The following is a 16,537-nucleotide window of genomic DNA, read 5'->3' as shown; positions in this document are numbered from 1 at the left end:
GGCGTCCCCGCGCACGACGCTGACGTCGTCGCGCCCGTGTCGAAGAAAGTGACCACGGCGAACCGGGTGATCGACATGGGCCCAGGCTGCGGGGCCGGGGGTGTCCGAGATCGGCCGATCAGCCGGTGATCACCGCCGAGCGGCCGGGAAACGGCCGTCGGCGATTTTCGACCACCGGAGGAAACCGCAGGTCAGTCGCCCGGGCAGTCGTTGCCGCCGCCGCTGCGCTCGACGCAGTGCCGGGGCCCCGGCGGTGGCGGCGGCGCATGCCGGATGTCGTCCGCCCACTTCAGCGCCGCGACGGCCGCGGCCAGCGTGAAGCAGATCCCGAAGAACCACGTCCACCCGCGGCGCCGCGTGGTCGCCGAAACGACCAGACCCGCGAGCGGCAGCCCGGCGCCGAGCCAGGCCGCCCAGGTCAGGTAGCCGTCGCCGCCGCGGGTGCTCGTGCCGAACGCCGGCATGTTCCCCAGCGCGCCCAGCAGCACCAGGTACGGGACCACGAGCAGCCACCCCACCGCCACGAGCGCGAGCAGGGTGGACACCACGACCTGGCGATACTCCCCCATGCGACCACTATGTCGCGAAAACGACCGCGCCGCCTGAGGGGTCCTACTGCTCGCCGAGGGTCTTCTGCAGGGCCTTGTTCGCCTTGCGGGCCATGTCCGCGACGGCCTCGCGACGGGCGGCGTCGGCCGCGTAGTCGTCTTCGCGGTTACGGACCACGCGGGCCGGCGCGCCGACCGCAATCGAGTAGTCCGGGATGTCACCACGGACGACCGCGTGCGCGCCGAGCACGCTGCCGCGGCCGATGCGGGTGCCCTTCAGGACGCTGACCTTGGTGCCGAGCCAGGTGTCCGGGCCGATCCGCACCGGGGACTTCACGATGCCCTGGTCCTTGATCGGGACATGGATGTCCGAAATGACGTGATCGAAGTCACAGATGTAAACCCAGTCGGCGACCAGCGTGGCCGCGCCGAGCTCGATGTCGAGGTAGCAGTTGATCACGTTCTGGCGGCCGAACACGGACTTGTCGCCGATCCGCAGCGAACCCTCGTGGCAGCGGATGGCGTTGCCGTCCCCGATGTGGACCCAGCGGCCGATCTCCAGTCGCCCGTAGCCGGGGCGGCAGTGGATCTCGACGTCCTTCCCGAGGAAGAGCATCCCCCGCAGGATGATGTGCGGGTTGGCGAGCCGGAACTTGAGCAGCCGGTAGTACCGGACCAGGTACCACGGCGTGTACGCGCGGTTGCGCAGCACCCAGCGCAGCGAGTCGGCGGTCAGGAACTTCGCCTGCCGCGGGTCGCGCCGCGCGCGGCGCCAGGCCCGCACCCGCGACAGCGCGGGCGCACCCCACATCGACGTCATGCAAGTGACCGTAACCTGTGTGCGGGACGGGTTCGCAGGCAAGGGGAGCGGGATGGGCACGAAGCTGATCATCGACACCGACCCGGGCGTCGACGACGCGCTGGCCATCGCGCTGGCGGCGCTGTCCCCGGACGTCGACCTGCTCGGGGTGACGTCGGTTTTCGGCAACGTCCCCCTCGACCGCACGACGTCGAACGCGCGCCGCCTGCTGGAGCTCCTCGGCCGCACCGACGTGCCCGTCGCCGCGGGCGCTGCGCGGCCGCTCGTCTACTCCAAGCCGCGTGACGCGAAAGAGGTCCACGGCGGCGACGGCCTGTCGGGCCACTCCTACACGCTCCCCGAGGCGAGCCGTCCCCTGGAGGAACGGGACGCCGTCCAGCTGATGCTGGACCTGCTGGAGTCCGCCGGCGAACCGGTGACGATCGCCCCGATCGGGCCGCTGACCAACATCGCCGCGCTGCTCGCGGCCCACCCGGGCGCCGCGGCGAAGATCGCGCGGCTGGTGATCATGGGCGGCGGCGTGACGTTCGGCAACAGCACGACCGCCGCCGAGTTCAACATCTGGAGCGACCCCGAGGCGGCCCGGCGGGTGCTGGTCGAGGAGGACGTCCCGGTGGTGCTGGTCCCGCTGGACCTCACCCACCGCTGCGCCGTCGACGCCGAATGGCTGGCGAAGCTCGCGTCTTCGGGGCCCGTCGGCGCCACCCTCGAAGGGCTGACGTCGACCTACCGGCAGCACTACACGCGCGTGTTCGGCGAGGACCGGATGGTCATGCACGACGCGGTCGCGGTCGCCGAGGCGATTTCGCCGGGCATCCTGCACACCGAGACCTACCGGGTCGACGTCGACTGCGGCCTTGGGCCGGCGCGCGGCCAGACACTGGTCGACCGGCGGCGGCTCGGCGAGGACGATCCGCAGTTCTCCCCCGGCCGCCCGATCGAGGTCGCGCTGGACACCGACCTCGACGGCCTGCGCGGCTTCGTCCTCGACCGGCTCACGGGGGCCGCGCGGTGAGCGAAGAGCCCAAAGTCGTCGACGCCGAGCCAGCCGAACCAGGTCCGCCTCGCCGCCGGAAGCCGGTGGTCGTGATCGCGGCGGTGGTCGTCGTCGCGGCCGCGCTGGTGGCCGGCATCTCCCTGGCGCCGTCGCAGCAGGAGACCACGAACGCCGCGGCCACGTCGTCGACGGCCGAGCCGACGACGTCCCGGCCGCCGACGACCGCGTCGCCGGCCGCGCCCCCGCAGACATCGACGCCGCCGAAGGTGCCTGAAGCCAGCGAGTTCGACGCCTGGGCGTCCAAGACCAGCCAGTGGCTCGACGTCCCGCTGCGCGCGATGGTCGGCTACGCGAAGGCGACGACGAAACTGAGCAAGGACGTCCCCGGCTGTCACCTTTCCTGGGTCACGCTGGCCGCGGTCGGAAAAGTGACCACGGACCACGGCCGGGTGCGCGGCGGCCAGTTCGGCACCACCGGCGTGCTGGACAAGCCGCTCGGCACGATCGAGGTGCGCGACTTCTACAACAAGATCGTCTCGACGCCGAACGCCGCCGGGCCGATGCAGCTGGCCCCGGCGATCTGGGGCAAGTACCAGGCGAGCGCGTCCGGCGGGAAACCCGATGTCCAAAACATCGACGACGCCGCTTTGACCACGGCCCGCGCGCTGTGTGCCGACGGCCACGACCTGTCCCAGGGCCAGACGTGGTGGAACTCGGTCAGCACGCTGCAGGCGGCGCCGCTGTTCCTGCACCGGACGCTGGCGACGGTGAACGTCTACGGCACGGTGGGCCAGGGCGCGGCGCCGCCGAACCCGGCGGTGCTGAGCGCGGTGAACTTCGCGATCGACAAGATCGGCCTCCCGTACATCTGGGGCGGCAACGGCACCGGCGGCAACGACCCGGGCTTCGACTGCTCGGGCCTGACGACGGCGGCGTACGCGAGCGCGGGGATCAAGCTGATGCGCACGGCCGACACGCAGTTCCGCAGCGTCCCGCACGTGACAGACCCGCAGCTGGGCGACCTGATCTTCTACGGCGAGCCGGCGACCAAGATCCACCACGTCGGGCTCTACATCGGCAACCAGCAGATGATCGACGCGCCGCAGACCGGCCAGGCGGTCCAGGTCCACTCGTACCGCCGGGACGGCGACGACTACGCGGGCGCGGGCCGTCCGACGGCCTGAGCGGGCTTGGTCGTTTCGCGACGATCCGGGTCCGAGCCGGCGAGGAACGGCGCCAGGAGGCGGAGCAGTTCCCGGGGCCGGTCCAGCGGGATGATGTGGCCGCAGTCCGGGACCAGGTGCCCGGTGAGGTCGTCGGCGACCGGGCGCAGCTGCTGTTCCAGTGCGCGGCCGACCGGGTGGGCGCCGATCGCCATGGTGGGCACGGTGAGCCGTCCGGCGGCCACCGCCTCGTCGATCTGGCGCGCGCCGGCCGGCAGGGCGCGGTAGTAGGAGAAGGCACAGCGCAGGGCGTCCGCTCCGGTGTAGGCGGCGACGAAGGCGTCGCGGATCTCCGGCGGTACGCCGCGGCCGCGGGTGCCTGTGGCGAGGAACCAGTCGAGGTACTCCGCTTCGTGCCCGGCCAGGACCGTTTCGGCCAGGCCGGGAACGGCGTGGAACCCGAACCACCACGGCGGGCCGCCGGCCAGGAAGCCCTCGGCGCCGGGCAGGGCACCCAGCAGCGACTCCATCAGGACCAGCCGCCGCACCCGGTCCGGGCGCCGCATGGCGAGCAGGAAGGCGACCGGGGTGCCGGCGTCGATGGCGACCACCGACGCGGTCGGTTCCGCGAGGGCGTCGAGGAGACCTTCGGCGTCGGCGGCCAGCGTGCCCGCGTCGTAGCCGTCCGCCGCGCGGGTGCTGGCGCCGAGCCCGCGCAGGTCCGGGGCGATGACCCGGTGGTGCTCGGCCAGCGGGCCGATGATCTCGGTCCACAGCCGCCAGGTGTGCGGGAAGCCGTGCAGCAGCAGGACCGCCGGACCCGAACCCGCGACGGCGACGTTGACCTCGATGCCGTTGGTGGTGATCCGGCGCAGCCGGGGAGAAGGGGTTGCGGGCACGACGCCTCCAAGCTGGTTACCATTGGTTACTTGGAAACGCTAGGTAACTTCCACGAAGCTGCCAAGACGGCACTTTCACGACAGGTGGTGAGCTCCAGGTGACCTCCCAGCCGGCGCCCTCGGCCCGCGGCGGGCGCGGTGACCTGTTCGATCCCCGGTGCCCGACCCGGCAGCTCCTGGACCGGATCGGCACCAAATGGACGTCCATGGCCGTGAAGGTTCTCGCGGAGGCGGCTCCGCACGAGGTGCGGTTCGCCGAGCTGCGCCGCCGGATGCCCGGGGTGTCGCAGAAAATGCTGTCGATCACCTTGCGCAGCCTGGTCCGCGACGGCCTCTCCGCCCGCCGGGTCGAGCCCACCGTGCCGCCGCGCGTGCACTACCGGCTCACCGAGCTGGGCTCGTCGCTCGAGGTCCCGCTGGCGGCGCTGCGCGCCTGGGCCGAGGAGCACATGGCCGAGGTCGACCGCGCCAACGTGCTCAGCGACGACCAGGCCGACGCCGAGTGAGGGCGTTTGTGGTCGCGCGGACGACAAAAGGAGTGGACGACGTCACGCCGGGGCTTGTACCTTGCGCGGGACCCGTGACACGCCCGAGGAGGTGAGCCCCATGAACGCAGGATCGACGTGGGTGCTCCCCCTCCAGTCACGGCCGGGCGGATGACGTAGGTGCCGCCGGGAGCGCCGCCACCTCAAGGCACTCCCGAAAGGCACCACCGATGGACTCTTCGCCCCCTCCGTTCGACGTGATCATCGCCGGCTGCGGGCCGACCGGTGCGACGCTGGCCGCCGAGCTGCGGCTGCACGACGTGCGCGTCCTCGTCCTCGAACAGGACACCGAGCCCGCGTCGTTCGTCCGCATCGTCGGGCTGCACGTCCGCAGCCTCGAGCTGATGGCCATGCGCGGCCTGCTCGACCGACTCCTCGCCCACGGACGGCAACGTCCGGCCGGCGGGTTCTTCGCCGCCATCCCCGCGCCGCCGCCCCGGGACCTCGGCTCCGCGCACGCCTTCCTGCTGGGCATTCCGCAACCGGTCGTCGTCCGGCTCCTCGAAGAACACGCAGCCGGCCTGGGTGCGCAGATCCGGCACGGCGCGGCTCTGGTCGATTTCGAGCAAGACGACGAGGGCGTGACCGTCGAGCTGGCCGGCGGCGAACGGCTGCGGGCGCGGTACCTCGTCGGCTGCGACGGCGGGCGCAGCGCGGTCCGGAAGCTGAGCGGCATCGGCTTCCCGGGCGAGCCGTCGCGGACGGAGACGTTGATGGGCGAGATGGAGGTCGACGCGCCGCCGGCGGAGATCGCCGCCAAGGTGCGGGAGGTCGGCGAGACCCACCGGCCGTTCTGGCTCCGGCCCTTCGGCGGAAGCGTCCACAGCGTCGTCGTCCCCGCCGCGGGCGTCGGCGATCGCGCGGTGCCACCCACCCTGGACGATTTCCGGCAACAGCTCCGGAGCATCGCCGGCACCGACTTCGGGGTGCACTCCCCGCGCTGGCTGTCCCGGTTCGGGGACGCCACCCGCCTCGCCGAGCGGTACCGGACCGGGCGGGTGCTGCTGGCCGGCGACGCGGCGCACATCCACCCGCCCACCGGCGGCCAGGGCCTCAACCTGGGCGTCCAAGACGCCTTCAACCTCGGCTGGAAACTGGCCGCGCGGATCCGCGGCTGGGCGCCGGACCCGCTGCTGGACACCTACGACACCGAACGGCGGCCGGTCGCCGAGGCCGTCCTGGACAACACCCGGGCGCAGATGGCGCTGTTCTCGCGCGAACCGGGCGCGAAGGCCCTGCGGCGGCTGCTCGTCGATCTGATGGACATCGACGAGGTGAACCGCCGGCTGATCGGCAAGATCACCGCGATCGACCTGCGGTACGACTTCGGCGAGGGCCCCGACCTGCTCGGCCGCCGGCAGCGTGACATCGACGTGGCCCAGGGCCGCCTCTACGACCGGCTGCACCGCGGCCGCGGACTGGTGCTGGACCGTACCGGACACCTGACGACCGGCGGCTGGTCGGACCGGGTCGACCTCCTCGCGGACCCGGGCGCGGCCCTGGAGGTCCCCGCCGTCCTGCTGCGCCCCGACGGGCACGTCGCCTGGGCCGGCGCCGACCAACGGGACCTCGACGACCACCTCGCCCGCTGGTTCGGTTCACCTCTCCGGTGATGCCGTGCGGCCGGCGTCGAGGCCACGCCGGCCGCATCCGGGGATAATCCCGTGATGGACTCGGGGACCACCACGCAGCTGATCACCGTGGGCGCCACCCTCGGCGGGGTCGTGCTCACGTTGCTGACCAACACGTTCGTCGAGGGCCGCAAGCTGAAGGCGACGCAACGCGCCGAAGCGCAGAAGCGGGCGGCGGAGCACGCCAGCTGGCTGCGCGACGAGCGCGTCAAGGCCTACGCGAGCCTGTCGACGGCGAGCGAAGAGGCGTTCCAGCTGATCCGGTCGGAATTCGTCAAATTGGCGACGGACAACCGCGAGGGCATCGAGACCCGCTGGCGCGAACGGCGTGCGGAGCTGCGCAAGGCGCACAACCAGGTGGCGTTGTTCGGCACCGACGAGCCGCGGCAGCGCGGCAAGGAGCTGTGGAAGGCGGCCCGCAACGGCGTCAACGCCATCTTCGCCGAGCTGGACGCCGGGGCTGCGAAGGTGCCCCGGGAAAGCCTCGACCGGGTGCTGACCGGGATCAGCGACGCCGGGGACCGGTTCCTCGAGGCGTGCCGCGCCGATGTTCAGGGGGCACGCTGATCGTCACCGCGGAGACGGCGGACCGTGGCGCGGAGACTTTCGATCTCTTCCACCATGGCCGTGAGTTCGGCTTCGCCCGCCCACTCCGTCAGCAGCTTCGCGCGACGATTCATCGCCGCCTTCTCGCGGTCGCGGACGGCGGACGCCCGGAAGTAGCGTTCCGCATCGACGGCTTCCCGCTTCAGCTTCCGCGCCCACGCGATGTAGGTGTTCACCTTCCGGATTTCCGAGGGAAACAGCGGCTCGGGTTCCACGCCCCACTTCTCGAAGTGGTCGCGGATCTTCTCCGGCGAGACCGGCACCACACCAGCCTCGGCGAGCCCCAGGAGGAGCGACGGGGTGCAGTCCCCTTCGCCGCGGACGCGGTCGATCAGGGCTTCGACCTCCGGGGCCAGCTCCACGCGGTGCCGCTCCTCCAGCGCCTCGATGAAGGACTCGGCGGTGACGGTTTCCGTGTCGGGCGGGGTGGGCAGCCGGAAGCGGGCCGCCAGCTCGGCCGGGTCCACCCCCAGCTCCGACAGCACCCCGCAGGGCGACGCTCGGTCCCGCGGTCAGCAAGCCGAAGGCCAGCTGCTCGAGGGTGATCACACCGTCCACTCCGGGCGCGTGACCCAACACCTGATCGAACGAAATGGCTTTTTCCGGCACGGTCATCCCCTTCCCGCGTCCAGGGAGCTCGCCGCCGGGACTCGCAGCGAGGGAGCGAGGAAGACGATCCCCATCGTGACCGCCACGGCCGACGACAGCGCCCAGTGCAGGCCGACGCGGGTCGCGAGCGCGCCGACCAGCACCGGCTCCACCAGGAAACCCAGATAGCCGCAGGCCGCGACGGCGGCGACCGCCCGGCCCGGCGCGTCCGCCTGCTTGCGGCTCGCCACGCTCCACGCGATCGGCACGATCCCGGCCACCCCGAGCCCGACGACGGCGAAGCCGGACACCACCGCGACCGGCCACGGCGCCGCGAGGACCACGGCGAAGCCCAGCACCGCGACCGTGGCCGCGACGCGGACGAAGCGGACTGCGCCCGTCCGCGCCACCACGCGGTCGGCGACCAGCCGGACCGCGATCATCGTCGCGGAGAAGGCGAAGTAGCCGAGCGACGCGAGCGCGGGCGTCGCGCCGGTGACGTCGGCGAGGTACACCGCGCTCCAGCTGTTGACCGCGCCCTCGGCGACGAACCCGCAGAAGGCGATCACGCCCAGCGGCACCAGCGCCCGGCTCGGCCACGCGAACGCCGCGCCGCCCTGGCCGCGGTCGGCGCCGCCGAGGAAGCGGGTGCGGGCCGCCCACAGCGCGAGCGCGAGCAGTACCGCGCCGGCGACCGGGAAGTGCGCCGTCACCGGGACGTGCGCGGCTTCCATCAGCGCGTCGACGCCCGAGCCCGCGAGGCCGCCGATGTTCCAGAAGGCGTGGAAGCCGGCGAAGATCGGGCGCCCGTAGCCCTCCTCGACGCGGGCCGCGTGCGCGTTCATCGCGACGTCGAGCAGGCTGTTGCCCACGCCGAGCACGACCAGCGCGGCGAAGAACACCGGCGCCGACCACGCGAGCGCGACCAGCGGCAGCCCTGCGCACAGCACCGTCGCGCCGAGCACGACGGCCGCCCGGCTGCCGATCCGGGTGAGCAGCGCGCCCGCGCCGAGCAGGGCGAGCACCGATCCGGCGGCGAGGCCGAACAGCCCGGTCGCCAGCTCACCGGTGCTCAGCCCGAGCCGCCCCTGCACGGCGGGCACCCGGGCCAGCCAGGTCGCGAACGCGGCACCGCACACCGCGAACACGACGGAAACCCCCAGCCGAGCGCGTTTCAGCTCCCCCGTCACCACCACGATCCTGGCCCGCGGCGAACCGGCTGTCCAGGTCCACGGAGGTGGACTCCGGGGCAGGCCATCACGACCCCACGGCCGCGGTCGCCCGGCCTACGGTGGCAAGGTGAAATCCTTGAGCCACGACCGGCTGGCCGGCGCCCTCGTCACCGAAGCGGACCGGTTCGGGACGGCGATAGCGGGCGCCGACGGGGAGACGCGCGTCCCGACGTGTCCGGAGTGGACACTGCGGGACCTGACCTGTCACGTCGGGGCCGCCTACCACAAATCCGCCGCGATCATCGCGAGCCGGCCCACGGGTTACGTGCCGTTCGAAGCTGTCACGATCGACGAGCCGCCCGCGTTCGAGGCCCTCGGCGGCTGGCTCCGCGAGGGCGCGGAACGGCTCGTCGCCGCGGTGGCCGAGGTCGGCCCCGAGACGCCGACGTCGACGTGGACGCCCGATCGGCGCGCCGGGTTCTGGACGCGACGGCTGACCCACGAGACGGTCGTCCACCGCGCGGACGCCGCCTTCGCGACGGGCAAGGCGTACGACGTCGACGCCGATCTGGCCGCGGACGGGATTTCCGAAGGACTGGACCTGGTGGCCGTCTTCTCGCGCCGGCCGCACCCGGCGCTGGACCGTACTTCCCTGCACGGCACCGGCGAGACGCTGGCTTTCCACGCCACCGAACCCGCAACCGGCTGGCTCGTCCGGCGGACGCCGTCGGGGGTCGAGGTGAGCGAGGAAACCGCCGGAGCCGATGTCGTGGTCGAGGGCCGCGCGGCCGATCTGCTGCTCGCCCTGAACGGACGTCTTCCCGCGGACGACCCGCGGCTCGCCGTGACCGGGGACGCGGCACTGTTCCGGCACTGGCTGGCGAACACGCGCTTCTAGACCTTGACGGCGGTCGTATAGTCGGTTCCGACTAATAGGGAGCGACTAGTGCCGCCACGCAAGATCCGCAACACCCTCGCGCTGGCTCTGCTCGGCCTGCTGCTGGAACGGCCGATGCACCCGTACGAGATGGCCGCCACGCTGCGCGAACGCCACAAGGGCTCGACGTTCAAGATCAACCCGGGCTCGCTCTACGACACCGTGGAGTCGCTGGCGAAGCACCGCTGGATCGAGCCCGTCGAGACGGTCCGGGAGGGCAACCGGCCGGAGCGGACCGTCTACGCGCACACCGAACTCGGCCGCCAGGAGTTCGTCGCCTGGCTCGACGAGCTGGTCCGCGAACCGGTCGCCGAGTACCCGAAGTTCGTCGCGGCGGTGAGCTACCTCGGCGCGCTGGGTCCGGAGCGGGCGGCCGACGCGCTGGAGGAACGCGCCCGCCACCTCGCCGAGCGCATCGACGGCGCCGAGGCGGCGCTGGCCGAAACCGTCGGCAAGGGCGCGCCGCGGCTGTTCATGATCGAGGTCGAATTCGTCCGGCACGCGTGGCGCGCGGAGCTCGACTGGGCGCGCCGCACGGCCGCCGAAATCCGGTCCGGCTCGCTGCCGTGGCCCGAGAACTTCTGAGGGGAAACCGTGTCCGATCCCGATGTCCTGATCGCCGGCGCCGGTCCGGCCGGGCTGCTGCTCGCCGCGGAGCTCGCGCTGGCCGGCGTCCGCACCACGATCGTCGAGCGGCTGCCGGAGCGGCCGCCGTACTGCCGCGGCTTCAACCTGAACGCGCGGGCGCTGGACCTGCTGGCCCGCCGAGGCTTGGCCGACGGCCTGGTGGCGGAGGGGCACCGGGTGCCGCACGCGCCGGCGACCGGCCTGCCCGGCCCGCTCCTGCTCGACGGCGCGGCGACGGATCACCCGTTCTCGCTGGGCATCCCGCAGACGCGTGTCGAAGAGGTCCTGGAGGCTCGGGCAGTCGAACTGGGCGTCGAAATCCTGCGCGGCCACGAGTTGCGCTCGTTCACCCAGTCCGCGGACGAGGTCGCCACGGTGGTCCACAATGGACGCTTCGGCCGGACCATCCGGTCCCGCTACCTGGTCGGCTGCGACGGCGGCCGCAGCACGGTGCGCAAGCAGGCGGGCATCGGTTTCCCGGGCGTGGACGCGCGCTGGTACGCGCTGCTCGGCGACGTCGAATGCGAGCTGCCGTACGGGCCTTCGGCCGGGCCGGACGGGCGGAGCTTGTTCGTGATCCCGCGGCCGGGGTACGTCCGGATCGTGGTGCGCGAGGACGACCCGCCGTCGGACAAGGACACGCCGGTCACGCTGGAGAAGCTGCAGGCCCAGGTGGACGCGGTTCTCGGCAGGCACGTCGAGCTGCGCGCACCCCGCTGGCTGAGCCGTTTCGGCGACGCGGCGCGGCTGGCGTCGACCTACCGCGAGGGCCGGGTCCTCCTGGCGGGCGACGCGGCCCACATCCACCCACCGGCGGGGGCGATCGGCGTGAACGTCGCCCTCGACGACGCGTTCAACCTGGGCTGGAAGCTGGCGGCAACGGTGCGCGGGACGGCACCGGAGGGCCTGCTGGACACCTACCACGACGAGCGCCACGCGGCGGGGGCGCGGATCCTGGCGAACACGCGAGCCCAGGTGGCGCTGGAGGAGGCGACCGAGGAGCCGTGGGCGGACTTGCTGCGGCGCGTGGCCGCGCACCCGGCGGGGAACCGCGCGCTGGCGGAGATCATCACGGGGTTGGACGCGTGTTACGAGCCTGGTGGACACGAGTGGCTGGGACGGCTGGCGCCGGACGTGCCGCTACGGGTTTCGGGAGCGGAGACGCACTTGGCGGCACTGCTGCACGAGGGGCGGCCGGTGCTGCTGGACCTGACGGCTTCGGGGTCGTTCGCCGCGTGGTCGGCTGGGGTGACGGTGGTCGCGGCGGATTCTCCGTCCACTTCGGACATCGAGGCGGTGCTGCTGCGGCCGGACGGGCACGTGGCCTGGGTGGGCAGGTGCGGGTCGGGTGATGCCGGGCTGGCGGAGGCGGTGCGGCGGTGGGTGGGGGATGTGCCGGTGCCGGCAATTGCCTGAGCCCCTTCAGGTTGTGGACAGGTCCCTCAACGCGGCCGTTCCAACACCGCCCGCTGCTCCACCCGCCCCTCCAGAACGAACTTGCTGTGCAAAGCGAACCCCAGCTTCTCGACCACCCGTGCCGACGGCTTGTTGACCGGCTCGTACACCGCCAGCAACCGCTCAGCCCACCCCGACTCGAAAGCCTTGTCCCGCACCGCCGTCGTTGCTTCCGTCGCATACCCGCGGCCCCAGCCCGAGGGGCCGATCCACCAGCCCATCTCCACCGCCGGGAAGCCCAAGCCCGACTCCGTGGCGTTGCGGCGCACCAACGACACCACGCCGTCGAACGAGCCCGGGGCCGCCGATACCGCGAACCAGCCGAAGCCGTGTTCGGCCCAGTGGTTCAGCGTTGCCCGGTGCTTGGCCAGCGTGTACTCGTGGCTCCACGGCTCGCCCGTGCCCACGTAACGGACCGTTTCGGGCAGCTGGGCCATGGCGAACAGGCCGTCGAAGAACTCTTCGGACCACGCGTGCAGCGTGAGCCTCTCCGTGGTGATCAGCACCGCCGCCAGTCTAGTGGTCTCCCAGCAGCACGGCGATCCCGTCGAGCTGGCGTTGCAGGCCGAACTCGAACGCTTCGTCGAGGTCGACGTCCGCCACTCCCGTCATCACCTCGGTCAGCACCGGGTAGCGGCCCGAGCCGAGGTGCTCGGCCAGCAGGGCCATGTCGGCCTCCAGACGCTGGTCTCCCGTGATTCCGGTGTCCTGCTCCGACTGGACCTCGAACGCGTTGCTCGCCGCCAGGCCGCCTACCCAGCCGTTGAGCGTCATGATCACCTGGAGCTTCACCCGCCTCTTCAGGCCGGTTCCGGCCAGGGCGCGCAGCGACCAGTCGACCAGGCGCAGGCCCGCCGCCAACACCGGCGGGCGGACCAGGGAATTGAGCAGGATCGGCGCCAGCCACGGGTGGCGGCGGTACGCCCGCCACTGCGCGCGGGCCGCGGTCTCCAGCCGGGGGCGCCACCCGGCCGGGCCCGGCTCCGGCAGCTCCGCCTCCCCGAGCGCGACGTCGGCCATCAGGCGGAGCAGCTCGTCCTTGTCCGGCACGTGCCGGTACAGCGCCATCGGGCCGACGCCCAGCCCGGCCGCCAGCCGGCGCATCGACAACGCCGCCAGGCCCTCGGCGTCGGCCAGTGCGATCGCCGCGCGCACCAGTGCGTCGCGGCCGAGCGGTGGCTTGGCCGGCGTGCGGTCGGCGACGACCGTTCCGCTGCCCGGCACCGCGCGCACCCAGCCCTGCTCGCCCAGCGCGGCCAGGGCCTTCGCCGCCGTCGCCATCGCGACGCCCCACTCGCGGACCAGTGCGCGGGTCGACGGGACGCGGTCGCCCGGCCGCAGCTCGCCCGCGGTGATCCGGCGGCGCAGGTCCGCCGCGATCCGCAGGTAAGGCGCTTCCGCCAAGAGCCCTCCGTACTAGAACACTTACCCACGGCACCTAGAACGGTTTCAGGGTACTCCCCCAATGTCGCCAGCATGGATTGTCCGCCATAACGGCCAGCAAATACGGTGCGGATACACCGTATGAAACAGGGGGAACCGATGACGACGACCGAAGTCCGCCGCCCGAAGCCGTGGGTGCGCCGCCCGTGGGTGTTCCCGCTGGGCCTGCTGGTCACGGCGTTCCTGGTCTTCTCGCTGCCGCCCTACCTCGGGCTCGACCCCGCCCGGTCGCGGATCCCGGCCCCCACCGGCTGGTACTACCCGGTGCTGGTCACGCACATCGGCTTCGCGACCGTCGCCATGGTGACGTGCGCACTGCAGATCTGGCCGTGGCTGCGGCAGAAGCACCCGGCGGTGCACCGCCGCACCGGGCGCGTCTACGTCTTCGCCGGCGCGATCCCCGCGTCGATCGCGGGCTTCGCCATCGCGCTGGCCGCGCCGTTCGGTCCGGTCGGGGCCGTGTCGAACGTCCTGCTCGCGACGCTCTGGTTCGGCTGCACCGTGCAGGGCTACCGGATGGCGCGGGCCCGCCGGTTCGGCGAACACCGCCGGTGGATGGTCCGCAGCTTCGCGCTGTGCATGTCGATCATCAGCAACCGGATCTGGGGCGTGGTCTGCGCCGTCGTGCTGACGCCGCAGCTGGACACCACCTTCGGCGGCAGCGAGATCGCGCTGGGCCAGGCGATCGCCGGGATCACGACGTGGACCGGCTGGGTGCTCCCGCTGCTGGCCGCCGAATGGTGGCTGGGCCGGGGACGCCGTCGCGCCGCGTGACCGGGGTAGCCCGTTCGGCCGATGGTCCACACCATGGTAAATGGTCTATACCAATGGGGACAACTTTCCGCCGCCGCGCTTCCAGTCGTGGAGGTTCCCCATGCGCCTGAAGTCCCTGCTGGCCGCCCTGGCCGGCGCCGCCCTGCTGAGCAACGGGGTCGCCGCCGCGGCGGCCGGCTCGCCGATCCCGGTCGGTCCCTACGTCGACATGGGCGCCTGGCCGACACCCAGCCTGTCGGCGATGTCGGCCGCGAGCGGCGTCAAGGGGTTCACGCTCGCGTTCGTCAACTCCTACGGCTGCAAGGCGAGCTGGTTCGGCGCCTACGACCCGCGCACGGGCTGGCAGAAGGAGGAGATCGCGAAGATCCGCAACGCCGGCGGGGACGTCAAGATCTCCTTCGGCGGCGCGTCCGGCATCGAGCTGGCGCAGGCGTGCAGCACGTCCGCGCAGGTCGCGGCCGAATACGACGCGGTCGTCAAGGCGTACGGCCTCAAGTACGCCGACTTCGACATCGAAGGCGCGGCCGTCGCAGACCCGACGTCGATCGCGCGCCGCTCCCAGGCGCTCAAGACGTTGCAGGACAACAACCCCGGGCTCAAGATCTCGCTGACCCTGCCGGTGCTGCCGGACGGCCTCACCGCGGACGGGCTCAACGTCGTCAAGGCCGCGAAGAACGCCGGGGTGAACCTGGATCTCGTGAACATCATGGCGATGGACTACTACCAGGGCGCCGGCGACCAGGGCGCGAAGGCGATCTCGGCGGCCAAGGCCACGCAGGCGCAGCTCAAGTCGCTGTACGGGCTGAGCGACGCGGCGGCGTGGAAGAAGGTCGGGGTGACCCCGATGATCGGCGTCAACGACTCGCAGAACGAGATCTTCTACCAGAAGGACGCGAAGGCGCTGGTGGCCTTCGCCAAGACGGTCCACCTGGGCATGCTGTCGTTCTGGGAACAGGGCCGCGACGCGAACGCGTGCACCGGGGCGCTCTACAAGTGCACCAACGTGCCCCAGTCGAAGTACGAGTTCGCGAAGATCTTCGCCGGCTACACCGGCTGAGTCACCACCGGGCGGCGTCCGCGAGCAGTGCGTCGCGCACGGCCGCGGGCCCCGCCCGGCACGGCTCGGTCCGGCTGACCACGAACAGCGTGTTGATCGGCGGCTCCTCCGGCTCCAGCAGCGCTTCGACGTCCCCCGAGGCCAGGTCGGCCGCGCAGAGGTAGCGCGGCAGCACGCTCACGCCGAAGCCCGCCCGCACGCACGCCAGCACCCCGCGCAGGTCCGGGACGACCACCGCCGGGCCCGTCGCCGGGCGCGCGCCGAGCACCGAGCGCCAGTAGCGGCGGATGATCGGCAGGTCTTCGGCGTAGGACACCAGCGGGGCGGTCCGGGGATCGCCGGTGAAGCCGCGGGGGCCGACGAGGACGAACTCCTCGTCGGTCAGCGGGGTGGCCGTCCAGCCGCGGCCGCGCGGCCGGATCGTCGAGACGACCAGGTCGAAGCGCCGCCGCGCGAGACCGGCCAGGAGGTCTTCGGCCAGGCCGAACGTCACCCGCAGCTCGAGACCGCGGGCGACCAGGCCGGCCAGCGCGGGCAGCACCCGCGCGGTGGTCAGCTCGGCCGGTCCGGCCAGGTGCACCGGGGCGGCGAAGGGGTCGGTCTCGCCGACGGTCACCGCCGCCAGTGCGTCGATGTGCGGGGCGATCCTGGCCGCCAGTTCGTCGGCGGCCGAGGTCGGGGTCACGCCGCGGGCGCGCCGGACGAACAGCTGACGGCCGAGCTGCTCCTCGAGGGCCTTGACCTGCGCGGTCACCGTCGGCTGGGACAGGCCCAGCGACGGTGCCGCGCCGGTCAGCGATCCGGCCCGGTGGACGGCCAGGAACGTGCGCAGCAGGTCGAAGTCCAGCTCAGTCCTCGACCAGCTCGATCGAGTCCACGACGTTCGGGTAGAACGCGACGTGGTCCTTGATCGGCGCCACCGCGTCGTACGGCTTCTCGTACGTCCAGACCGCGTTCTCGCCGTGCACCTCGCCCGCGTTGAGCGAGTAGTAGCTCGCGTCGCCCTTGTACGGGCAGTACGTCTCGTGGTCGGTCCGTTCCAGCACGCCGGCGTCGACGTCCGCCAGCGGGATGTACTGGACCGCCGGGTACGTGGATTCCTGCAGGGTGAGCGCGTTGCGGCTGTCCGCGACGACGCGCCCGCCCGCCTTGACCACCACGCGGGCCTTGGTCGGCTCGACGGTGATCGGGTGGTCCGGGCCCGGCTGCAGAACCTTCTTCGCCATGTCAGCTCCCTAAGAGTCCTCTGTTCACGGAGCAGCGCGCAGGGCCCGG

General features: G+C 72.3%; 19 protein-coding genes. 10 read left to right on the top strand and 9 right to left on the bottom strand.

Annotated features, from left to right (window positions below):
- Positions 1–191 precede the first annotated feature (191 nt).
- Complete coding sequence (locus tag ABZX11_RS22925) at positions 192–569, bottom strand: hypothetical protein (protein ID WP_354916010.1); 378 nt, start codon at positions 567–569, stop codon at positions 192–194.
- Positions 570–612: 43 nt separating this feature from the next.
- The gene (locus ABZX11_RS22920) at positions 613–1,368 is read right to left on the bottom strand and encodes an acyltransferase (protein ID WP_176172445.1); all 756 of its coding nucleotides are present in this window, start codon (positions 1,366–1,368) and stop codon (positions 613–615) included.
- A 52-nt stretch (positions 1,369–1,420) separates the two neighbouring features.
- Here ABZX11_RS22920 and ABZX11_RS22915 point away from each other — a divergent pair, with 52 nt between their 5' ends.
- On the top strand, positions 1,421–2,383 hold the full coding sequence (locus tag ABZX11_RS22915; protein ID WP_354916007.1) for a nucleoside hydrolase: 963 nt from the start codon (positions 1,421–1,423) through the stop codon (positions 2,381–2,383).
- Between the two features lie 65 nt (positions 2,384–2,448).
- A complete protein-coding gene (locus tag ABZX11_RS22910) occupies positions 2,449–3,549 on the top strand; it encodes an NlpC/P60 family protein (RefSeq protein ID WP_354916165.1) in 1,101 nt (366 codons plus the stop codon).
- Here ABZX11_RS22910 and ABZX11_RS22905 read toward each other — a convergent pair.
- Complete coding sequence (locus ABZX11_RS22905) at positions 3,519–4,427, bottom strand: alpha/beta hydrolase (protein ID WP_354916004.1); 909 nt, start codon at positions 4,425–4,427, stop codon at positions 3,519–3,521. The two genes, ABZX11_RS22910 and ABZX11_RS22905, sit on opposite strands and share 31 nt — an antisense overlap.
- A 98-nt stretch (positions 4,428–4,525) precedes the next feature.
- Here ABZX11_RS22905 and ABZX11_RS22900 point away from each other — a divergent pair, with 98 nt between their 5' ends.
- The 3 genes from ABZX11_RS22900 to ABZX11_RS22890 all read left to right on the top strand — a co-directional run bounded on the left by ABZX11_RS22900 (position 4,526) and on the right by ABZX11_RS22890 (position 7,170).
- On the top strand, positions 4,526–4,933 hold the full coding sequence (locus ABZX11_RS22900; protein WP_354916001.1) for a helix-turn-helix domain-containing protein: 408 nt from the start codon (positions 4,526–4,528) through the stop codon (positions 4,931–4,933).
- A 209-nt stretch (positions 4,934–5,142) separates the two neighbouring features.
- Positions 5,143–6,585: an FAD-dependent monooxygenase gene (locus ABZX11_RS22895; protein WP_354915998.1), complete on the top strand. Its 1,443-nt coding sequence runs from the start codon at positions 5,143–5,145 to the stop codon at positions 6,583–6,585.
- 54 nt (positions 6,586–6,639) lie between these two features.
- A complete protein-coding gene (locus ABZX11_RS22890) occupies positions 6,640–7,170 on the top strand; it encodes a hypothetical protein (RefSeq protein WP_176172450.1) in 531 nt (176 codons plus the stop codon).
- On the opposite strand, the gene ABZX11_RS22885 is transcribed toward ABZX11_RS22890, so the two are convergent.
- A complete protein-coding gene (locus ABZX11_RS22885) occupies positions 7,155–7,694 on the bottom strand; it encodes a hypothetical protein (RefSeq protein WP_354915995.1) in 540 nt (179 codons plus the stop codon). The two genes, ABZX11_RS22890 and ABZX11_RS22885, sit on opposite strands and share 16 nt — an antisense overlap.
- Before the next feature lie 126 nt (positions 7,695–7,820).
- Positions 7,821–8,987 carry an MFS transporter gene (locus ABZX11_RS22880; RefSeq protein WP_354915992.1) on the bottom strand — a complete coding sequence of 389 codons (1,167 nt, stop codon included), beginning with the start codon at positions 8,985–8,987 and terminating at the stop codon, positions 7,821–7,823.
- Positions 8,988–9,096: 109 nt separating this feature from the next.
- Here ABZX11_RS22880 and ABZX11_RS22875 point away from each other — a divergent pair, with 109 nt between their 5' ends.
- From ABZX11_RS22875 to ABZX11_RS22865, 3 genes are read left to right on the top strand one after another with little or no spacing between them, the layout of a single operon-like run.
- On the top strand, positions 9,097–9,867 hold the full coding sequence (locus tag ABZX11_RS22875; protein ID WP_354915989.1) for a maleylpyruvate isomerase family mycothiol-dependent enzyme: 771 nt from the start codon (positions 9,097–9,099) through the stop codon (positions 9,865–9,867).
- Positions 9,868–9,915: 48 nt separating this feature from the next.
- Positions 9,916–10,491: a PadR family transcriptional regulator gene (locus tag ABZX11_RS22870; RefSeq protein ID WP_354915986.1), complete on the top strand. Its 576-nt coding sequence runs from the start codon at positions 9,916–9,918 to the stop codon at positions 10,489–10,491.
- Positions 10,492–10,500: 9 nt separating this feature from the next.
- Positions 10,501–11,949 (top strand): FAD-dependent monooxygenase, encoded by a 1,449-nt coding sequence (locus tag ABZX11_RS22865; protein WP_354915983.1) that lies wholly within the window; start codon positions 10,501–10,503, stop codon positions 11,947–11,949.
- A gap of 26 nt (positions 11,950–11,975) precedes the next feature.
- On the opposite strand, the gene ABZX11_RS22860 is transcribed toward ABZX11_RS22865, so the two are convergent.
- Positions 11,976–12,494: a GNAT family N-acetyltransferase gene (locus ABZX11_RS22860; RefSeq protein ID WP_354915980.1), complete on the bottom strand. Its 519-nt coding sequence runs from the start codon at positions 12,492–12,494 to the stop codon at positions 11,976–11,978.
- 10 nt (positions 12,495–12,504) lie between these two features.
- Positions 12,505–13,392 carry a TetR/AcrR family transcriptional regulator C-terminal domain-containing protein gene (locus ABZX11_RS22855; protein WP_176172457.1) on the bottom strand — a complete coding sequence of 296 codons (888 nt, stop codon included), beginning with the start codon at positions 13,390–13,392 and terminating at the stop codon, positions 12,505–12,507.
- Positions 13,393–13,530: 138 nt separating this feature from the next.
- On the opposite strand from ABZX11_RS22855, the gene ABZX11_RS22850 reads away from it, so the two are divergent.
- Together ABZX11_RS22850 and ABZX11_RS22845 are read left to right on the top strand one after the other, a co-directional pair.
- Positions 13,531–14,205 carry a DUF2306 domain-containing protein gene (locus ABZX11_RS22850; protein WP_354915976.1) on the top strand — a complete coding sequence of 225 codons (675 nt, stop codon included), beginning with the start codon at positions 13,531–13,533 and terminating at the stop codon, positions 14,203–14,205.
- 100 nt (positions 14,206–14,305) lie between these two features.
- Entirely contained in the window at positions 14,306–15,262 is a 957-nt protein-coding gene (locus ABZX11_RS22845) for a chitinase (RefSeq protein WP_176172459.1), read from the top strand.
- 1 nt (position 15,263) lies between these two features.
- Here ABZX11_RS22845 and ABZX11_RS22840 read toward each other — a convergent pair whose 3' ends face one another.
- Both ABZX11_RS22840 and ABZX11_RS22835 read right to left on the bottom strand, forming a co-directional pair.
- Positions 15,264–16,094, bottom strand: coding sequence for a LysR family transcriptional regulator (locus ABZX11_RS22840; protein ID WP_354916162.1), 831 nt, complete (start codon positions 16,092–16,094; stop codon positions 15,264–15,266).
- A 16-nt stretch (positions 16,095–16,110) separates the two neighbouring features.
- On the bottom strand, positions 16,111–16,488 hold the full coding sequence (locus tag ABZX11_RS22835; RefSeq protein ID WP_176172460.1) for a DUF427 domain-containing protein: 378 nt from the start codon (positions 16,486–16,488) through the stop codon (positions 16,111–16,113).
- Between the last annotated feature and the right edge of the window lie 49 nt (positions 16,489–16,537).

Origin of the sequence: Amycolatopsis sp. NPDC004169, assembly GCF_040610315.1 — a bacterium.
In the GTDB taxonomy this organism is placed as follows: Bacteria; Actinomycetota; Actinomycetes; order Mycobacteriales; family Pseudonocardiaceae; genus Amycolatopsis.
The sequence above is the reverse complement of the archived record's forward strand: the minus strand, read 5'-3'. Positions and strand labels throughout refer to the sequence as shown.

What these genes read in the sequence shown, in the direction of transcription:
- ABZX11_RS22890 (WP_176172450.1), top strand. Translation starts at nt 6,640, where the DNA reads ATGGACTCGGGGACCACCACGCAGCTGATCACCGTGGGCGCCACCCTC.
- ABZX11_RS22895 (WP_354915998.1), top strand. Translation starts at nt 5,143, where the DNA reads ATGGACTCTTCGCCCCCTCCGTTCGACGTGATCATCGCCGGCTGCGGG.
- ABZX11_RS22845 (WP_176172459.1), top strand. Translation starts at nt 14,306, where the DNA reads ATGCGCCTGAAGTCCCTGCTGGCCGCCCTGGCCGGCGCCGCCCTGCTG.
- ABZX11_RS22920 (WP_176172445.1), bottom strand. Translation starts at nt 1,368, where the DNA reads ATGACGTCGATGTGGGGTGCGCCCGCGCTGTCGCGGGTGCGGGCCTGG.
- ABZX11_RS22915 (WP_354916007.1), top strand. Translation starts at nt 1,421, where the DNA reads ATGGGCACGAAGCTGATCATCGACACCGACCCGGGCGTCGACGACGCG.
- ABZX11_RS22850 (WP_354915976.1), top strand. Translation starts at nt 13,531, where the DNA reads ATGACGACGACCGAAGTCCGCCGCCCGAAGCCGTGGGTGCGCCGCCCG.
- ABZX11_RS22835 (WP_176172460.1), bottom strand. Translation starts at nt 16,488, where the DNA reads ATGGCGAAGAAGGTTCTGCAGCCGGGCCCGGACCACCCGATCACCGTC.
- ABZX11_RS22925 (WP_354916010.1), bottom strand. Translation starts at nt 569, where the DNA reads ATGGGGGAGTATCGCCAGGTCGTGGTGTCCACCCTGCTCGCGCTCGTG.